Below are 7,716 nucleotides of genomic sequence, written 5' to 3' on the forward strand. Positions count from 1 at the left end.
TAAAACAGAAATGTTTTACATTTGCATCCGCAATATGGTGGTTGTAGCTCAGTTGGTTAGAGCATCGGTTTGTGGTACCGAGGGTCGCCGGTTCGAATCCGGTCTTCCACCCAAAATTTAAGGTCTGTTTTTCAGACCTTTTTTTGTGGTATAAACTAATCAATTTTAAATATTGATTTAATTAAATTTAATAAATCAGTTTTATTTATTGGTTTGGATATGTAGTAATTGCACCCAGCACTTAACGCTTTTTCTTCTTCACCATTTTGAGCAAAAGCCGTTTGAGCAATAATAATGATATCTTTATTATAAAGCCTTATTTGGCGGGTAACTTCATATCCATTAATATCAGGTAATTTTATATCCATTAAAATAAGGTCAATATCAGAATGATTTTTAAAATGTTCAATTCCTTTTAAACCGTTAGTTGCATATAAAATTTCTCTAGATAAATTTTCGAGAATTTCTGCAAGAAACAAAGCTGAGATATCATGATCTTCTATAATTAATATTTTTAGTTTCATTGCATTTAAAATTAAAATGAATTTATTTAAACGGTTGTTAATAGGTTTTAGATACTTCTTTGGTAAGGAATTGTAAAATAAAATTCACTTCCTATTTCTTCTTCTGAAATTAACCAAATAGTACCTCCCAACATTTCTACATACGATTTTGAAATGGCAAGCCCTAAACCAGAGCCTTCATGTGCTAATTTATCTTCAATATCTGCTTGTATAAAGCGATCAAAAACAAAATTTTGTCTATCTTTTGGTATTCCTATTCCAGTATCTTTTACAAAAAATTCAATTAGATTTTCTTTTAGTTGAAACCCAAACTCAACACTTCCATTATTGGTGAATTTAATGGCGTTTTTAATTAGATTTGTTAAAATAGAGTAAATTTTTGTGCGATCTGTTTTTATATTAGCATCAACTGAGTTTAGCTTATAACTAAATGATAGTTCTATCCCTTTTTTTTCTGCTTCGGCTTTAAAAAAATCAAAAATCTCATTAGATCTTTCATTGATATTAAATTCGGATAATTGAATATCCATTAGTCCAGCTTCAATTTTTGAAACATCCATAATATCATTAATAGTAGTCAGCATTCTTTTACCACTTTTTTCAATAATATCAATATATTTTTGTTGTTTATCATTACTCAGTTCTGGAGTTTTTAGCAATTCTGAAAAACCTAAAATTCCACTCATAGGTGTTCGTATTTCGTGACTCATATTTGCTAAAAATGCCGTTTTTAACCGGTCTGATTCTTTGGCTTTTTCTAGCGCTCTTATTAACTCATCCTCATACCTTTTACGTTCAATAGAAATGCTAATTTGGTTCGATATAATTTCTAAAACTTCTTTATCCTTTTCCGAATAAGCATTTTCTTCTTCATAACTTTGCACAACAAAAACTCCTGTTATTTTTCCTAGAGTTTTAAGAGGTACACCGAGCCACGATTTCGAATTTGGCCCAATCATTCCAGTCTTTTCAAACTCCAATTTAATCATTTCCGACTCATCTAATAATAGTGATACTCCTTTTCTAATAACAATTCCGGAAATTGATTCACTTGCAGGAAAATCCACCACATCATCGCCACCTATATCTTTATAATAGGGTATATGCAAGCTATCATTTACTTCATTATAGAAAGCTACAAAAAAGTTTTTAGTATCGACAATACGGCCCAATTCATTTTGGATTACTACCATAAGTTCCCCTAAATCCATCTCTGTTTGGGAAGCATTTGAAATATTCAGAATGATGTTTTGAACTTGTTCTGCCCTTTTTTTAGCTGTTATATCTCTGTTAACACCGCGTTGTCCTAAATAATTTTTATCATCATCATATACAGGTCTGCAAAAATGACTAATCCACTTAATAGATCCATCTAATGCTTTTATTTTAAACTCGATAGGTTCTTGTAAATCTATGCTGTTTTTACAAAAGTGTTTATCAACCAATGTATGATGCTCTGGAAGTACAATATTTCTTAATAAATCTTTATTATTAACAAAATCTTGATGTTTATAACCTGTTGTTTGTTCACAAATTGGAGAATTATAAATATATTCCCTGTTTTGGTCTACCCAATATTCCCATTCAGATGAATAATTGGCTAACAAACGGAATTTTAGTTCACTTTGTTTTAACGCATGTTGTTGACGTTCTAATTCTCTATGTTGATATGAACTCATTATAACAGAAGGCAAATGCAATAAATAGTGTTCTTTTTTAACTACATAATCATCTGCACCAATTTTAAGGGCTTTAGCGGCTATAGTTTCATCTCCTTGACCCGTTACAATTACAATGGGTATAAATAATTTTCGTTCTTGACGAATTATTTTGATTATTTCTAAGGCATTTAAGCCTGGTAATTTGTAATCAAGTAGAATCAAATCATATTCACATGGTAAACTTCTGTTTTTTGGTAAAATACCCAAAGCAATGTCTCCATCTGAAACATTGGTAATGTAAATATGCGGGGCATGTTTTTTAAAATAATGATTGGTTAATTCTACATCAGCCTTGTGATGTTCTATATATAAAACATTAAGTATTTTCTTGTATTTAAGTGATTGGTTTAGTGTAAATTCTATTTGCTCAGGAAGCAGTTTTTCATAACCTATTTTTTTTGAAATATAATCATTAGCCCCTAATTTTAAAGCAGTTGCAACTACTTCCTCCGATCCGTTATTGGTGTAAATAATTATAGGAGTTTGAATATCTTTGTTACGCAATTCAGTTAACAATTCCATTCCATTGCCATCAGGTAATTTTAAGTCAAAAATAGCGATATCAAAAACGGAATCATCTTTAATCAACGCTCTGGCTTCTGCTATCGTATTTGCTACTTTTAATTCAACATCTGGCCATTGTTTTTTGAGTTCTCTGCTCACTAAATCAGCATCGAAATAATTATCCTCTAACAACAATATTTTTTTCATTTTTTTAAATTATTTAAGGCAATTTATTTAAAACGTTCCAGTACAATTCTATTTGACTTGCCACTTTTAAAAAACTATCAAAATTTACAGGTTTTACAATATAAGAATTTACTCCTAATTTGTAGGCTGCTTTAATGTCAGAATTTTCTGCTGATGAGGTGAGCACAACAATAGGAATTGTTTTATAAATTGGATGTTTTTTCATAGTTTTTAAAACATCTAAACCGTCAATTTTAGGCAATTTTAAATCTAGCAAAATAACTACTGGAATAGTTGCACCATCGTCCCACTTTTTTATATAATTTAGTGCTTCTTCTCCATCACGAGCAACTTCAATAGGATTTACTAAGTTGCTGTTTTTAAATGCACGTATTGTTAAATCAACATCAACGGGATTATCTTCTACCAATAAAATCGGATTGTTCTCTAATTTATTTTTCATAAGAAAAATTTTATTTTTTAAATTCTATATAAAAGCAGGTTCCTTTATTCAATTCACTTTCTGCCCAAATTCTTCCATTCATTCTATGCATTGCTTTTTCAACCATAGCTAAACCAATTCCAGTTCCTTCATATTCTTCCGGTAAATGTAAACGTTGAAATATTTTAAAGATCCTATCGTGGTATTTCATGTCAAAACCAACTCCGTTGTCTTTCACAAATATAAGCCAATGTGTTGAATTTTCGCTACTTCCAATCTCAATTTGTGGATTTTCACCTTTACTTGAAAATTTTATAGCATTATCTAATAAGTTACGAAGTACTAATTTTAATCCGTTATTATCAGCCAAAAGCATAAAATCTTCTGAAAAAGATGTTTTAATTTGAATATTAAATTCTTTAATTTCACCTGATAAAAGCACCAAGAGGTCATTTATTAATGGTTGAAGTGCTATATTTCTAATTTCAAATTCTTGTCGTTCCAAGCGGGAGTATGCAAGTAAATCTTCAATTAAATGATTCATTTGTAAAGTTCCTGTTCTAATATTTTTTAAAAACTCTTGTGCTTCTTCATTCAACTCGTTTTTATAGAGATCTAATAAGAGTTTACTGTATCCATCAATTCCTCTTAATGGTGCCTTTAAATCGTGTGATACTGAGTAAGTAAAAGTTTCCATTTCAGCATTTATACTAGCTAATTTTTTATTAGCGTTATCTAATGCAGTGGTTTGCATATTTAAATCATCAACCAAATTTAACAAAGCACCTTCACCATCTTCTAATGCTTTGGTGCGCTCTTTTACAAGAAATTCCAAATGGAAGCGATAATTTTTAAGTTCAAGATCTGCTTTTTTTCGGTCGTCAATATCTCTAGTTGTTGCTAGGAAACGGTATTCATCATCAATCTTAATATATGCAATACTTACTTCGCCCCAAAACAAATGTCCATCTTTATGTTTACAGTGCCACTCAAAGGTTTGTTTACCTTCAGTTTTAGATTTTAAAAGATATTGAATTGCTTCTTTTTCAGTATAAGGTGCTGTATTTGCGCTAAAATGTTGTGTAGTTTTTCCTATAACTTCACTTTTTTCATATCCAAACATAGTGCACATTTGTTCATTAACATCTAAAATTTTACCTGTTTCAGTATCATGAATAAAAATACCATCTGTAGAGGAATCGAATATAGTTTGAACATAATTTTTATTATTTACGAGGGATTCTTCAATTTTTTTACGAGCTGTGATATCGTAAATAAAGGCCACATAAACTTCATTTTCATTAAAATTAGAAAGTGTAAGTTGTATATCTACAGGATAAGTAGTATTGTTTTTTCGATGGTAAATGGACTCAAATTGAATTTTTTTAGTTTGTTCATCTATTAATGGTGCTGCTAAAGTCAAAAATTGTTCATCGTTTAAATTGGGCAGTATATCTAAAAAAGTTTTGTTTTGTAACTCGCTAATTGAATAGCCACAATTTTGCATTGCTCCTGTATTGGCATGTACAAATTGTAAATTGTTTTTTAAGAAAATATAAATCTCATTGGTAGATTGATCAATAATATTTCCAAATTGCTGTACAAGTTCTTCAGCTTGCATAATATCCATGCCAATTGACTTTAATTCGCGAATGTAGATTTGATCAAAAGGTTGTTGTTTGTTATTTTTAAATGGAGGGTTTTTAATAATGTTCACAAATTTATCGAATTGAATTTGGATCAATTTGGCTGCATAATTTGATAAAAATAAAAATAACATAACTATTGGGATAAAAATTCCAATACCTATTAAGAGACTTTTGGATAAATTATTTTTCAGCTCGTTTTCCATTATAACAATATCATTATCAAGATTATCTAAATAATCACCTGCGCCTAAAATCCATCCCCATTGGTCAAATCCCATAATATATGACATCTTTGGATATGGTTTAGTATCATCTATCTTCATAAATTTATATTGAAAAGAGCCCCCACCAGGGAGTTTAGCCAAATTCATTTCGGTTTCATATAAATTAATACCGCTTGGTAGATTTATATCAGACATTCTTTTGGGTTCTTCTAATTTTTTACCGTTAAAAAGTAATGCATTGCCATTATATGTATTCACAAAAACGTAGCCATCATTCCCAAAACGGATACTTTCAAAGTACCGCAATGCTTTGTCTTTTAACTGTTCTTGAGAATTTTCAATAGTGTCTTGTTGCGTAAATTTTAAATAGGTTATAAGATGTGAAACCACTTCTTTTAGTTCCCCCTTTTGATATTCTAAAGCTTTTTCTTTTAGTAAATTAATTTCCTTTTGAACACTATTAATTTCTAATTTGACCTGTACTGTAGTGGTTATAAGGATCGCTAAAAGTGAGGATGAAACTATTAAAATAAGCGAAAACTGATAAACACTTAAATCCTTTATTTTAAATAGCTTTAAGAAATAAGACAATAAATTATTTGTAGATGTCTTTGCTTTTTTCATTTGTAGATACGTAGTTAAGTATAAATATATTTAAGATTTAATTTTATCTTTCAGCTTTTCAATTTCTTTTTTAAGTTCTGCCATTCTTAATTCGCGACCCACAAAAATTTTATTCATTTTATCTAATTTTTTGTTTTTTTCTTCTAGCTCTATGGTTCTATCTTTTATCATTTCTTCTAAGTTTTCTCGGTAATTTGAAAGTTCTTCTTCTGTTTTTTTACGTTCCATTTTTTGCTTTGTGATATCGCAAAATTGCAACGTCATATTTAACATAAAGTCCATAGCGTTTTTTGCATCTTCTTCCGATACAATTGGCACCTTTTGGAGCGCATTCATGTAAGCTTCTTCATTGAATCCACTCTCCATAGCCTGATTACGAAAAAAATCTAAATCGGGTTCCTTATAAAGGAATTGTCCGGTAAAAAGATTGCCTAAATGTTCTCCGTCAATTATGATGGGAACTGCCACATCTACCAGGCCGTTCAAACATTCATAGGAGTGATATTTTTCACCTTTGGCCATTTGGCCGGAAAGTATGGTATCACTGATAATACATTTTTTACAGGTTTTCGGATTCACGCGGTGAAAATCGGTACAGATTTCTCGCCAACCAGATTTTGAAAGAACATTCCCTTCAAGATCAAGTATTGCTGTAAGAAAGCCGGTAGTTTTATGGAATAAATCTAATAGTATATTAATTCGATCCGAATCAATAAAATCTTGTAGTTTATAGTTCATATTAACTTATTTAAGTAAAAATAAATTCATTTAATAAAAAACGCACCCCATTAAATTAATTATTTTCTTGCTGTTTAAGTATTTTCTTTTAATTTCTTTATTTCTTCTTTCAATGCTGCCATTCTTATTTCGCGACCCACAAAAACTTTATTCAATTTATCTAATTTTTTATTTTTTTCTTTTAATGTTTTAGTTCGTTCATTCACAAGTGCTTCTAAGTTTATATTTAAAGATTCTAATTCTCTCATGATTTTTTTTCGTTCGGTAATGTCGTCAAAAACAACCACTGCTCCAATAGGTTTTCCTTCCTGTAAAATTGGAGTTGAAGTATATTCTACCTGGAATGGAGACCCATCTTTTTTCCAAAATACTTCATTTGTTATATTGTGACTTACGCAATCTTTAATGGAAGATTGGATAAAACATTCTGATTGATAATACACTGTTCCATCTACTTTGTGATGATGGTGATTGCTGTGCATTTCTTTTCCAATTAATTCACCTTTTGTATATCCGAGTAAATCTGCTCCTTTTTGATTTATGAAAGTAGCATTTCCTTTTAAATCTAAACCGTAAATACCTTTGCCAGCATTTTCAAGTAAAGAAGCATTTAAATTAAGTGTATTAGCTAAAGTTTTTGATTTTTCTTTTAGAACTATTTCTGTTTTTTTAAGTTCATTATAAGCTTCTTTAATTTCGGAAGTTTGTTTTTTAACAATTTGGGCTATTTTATTATTTTCGTCTATTTCTAAGGGCAACCACTTTTTAATTAGTAATATTAAAACGATAACCGCTGTTATTAAATTTAAAAACTTTGGAAATATGACCATTTGGGGTTGTGACAAATAGTTGTAGACAGCTATAGGTAAGTAACCAGAGAGCGATGTAAACCAAGAACCAAAATAAACACTTTCAAAGAAAGATCGAAAGGCGTCTAATGCCAAAATTACTAACAGTAATTTTAACAATTTAAATGATCTTAAATTATTAATTTTATTAATGTAAAAGACAAATATAACTCCCCAAATAATAGCAATACACCAATAAATGATTAGTGTTAATAAGTTAAAAAATCTCTCCATAAATATTATATTTTAAAGTATA

The 7,716-nt window shown here is 29.7% G+C and carries 6 protein-coding genes and 1 tRNA gene; 1 reads left to right on the forward strand and 6 read right to left on the reverse strand.

All coding sequences use genetic code 11. The features are described 5' to 3' along the window. Positions 1-36 precede the first annotated feature (36 nt). Positions 37-112 (forward strand) — tRNA-His (locus Q0352_RS10245). Positions 113-155: 43 nt separating this feature from the next. Here Q0352_RS10245 and Q0352_RS10250 read toward each other — a convergent pair. The 6 genes from Q0352_RS10250 to Q0352_RS10275 all read right to left on the reverse strand — a co-directional run bounded on the left by Q0352_RS10250 (position 156) and on the right by Q0352_RS10275 (position 7,694). Continuing rightward, positions 156-524, reverse strand: coding sequence for a response regulator (locus tag Q0352_RS10250; protein WP_299527205.1), 369 nt, complete (start codon positions 522-524; stop codon positions 156-158). A gap of 47 nt (positions 525-571) precedes the next feature. Continuing rightward, positions 572-2,956, reverse strand: coding sequence for a response regulator (locus tag Q0352_RS10255; protein ID WP_299527206.1), 2,385 nt, complete (start codon positions 2,954-2,956; stop codon positions 572-574). A gap of 13 nt (positions 2,957-2,969) precedes the next feature. Beyond that, the gene (locus Q0352_RS10260; protein WP_299527207.1) at positions 2,970-3,398 is read right to left on the reverse strand and encodes a response regulator; all 429 of its coding nucleotides are present in this window, start codon (positions 3,396-3,398) and stop codon (positions 2,970-2,972) included. 10 nt (positions 3,399-3,408) lie between these two features. Then, positions 3,409-5,874 carry a PAS domain S-box protein gene (locus Q0352_RS10265; RefSeq protein WP_299527208.1) on the reverse strand — a complete coding sequence of 822 codons (2,466 nt, stop codon included), beginning with the start codon at positions 5,872-5,874 and terminating at the stop codon, positions 3,409-3,411. 30 nt (positions 5,875-5,904) lie between these two features. Then, positions 5,905-6,612, reverse strand: a complete 708-nt coding sequence (locus Q0352_RS10270; protein ID WP_299527209.1) for a PocR ligand-binding domain-containing protein — start codon at positions 6,610-6,612, stop codon at positions 5,905-5,907. Between the two features lie 74 nt (positions 6,613-6,686). After that, positions 6,687-7,694 (reverse strand): PAS domain S-box protein, encoded by a 1,008-nt coding sequence (locus Q0352_RS10275; protein WP_299527210.1) that lies wholly within the window; start codon positions 7,692-7,694, stop codon positions 6,687-6,689. Positions 7,695-7,716: the final 22 nt, after the last annotated feature.

Origin of the sequence: uncultured Lutibacter sp. (assembly GCF_937891065.1) — a bacterium.
Classification (GTDB): domain Bacteria; phylum Bacteroidota; class Bacteroidia; order Flavobacteriales; family Flavobacteriaceae; genus Lutibacter.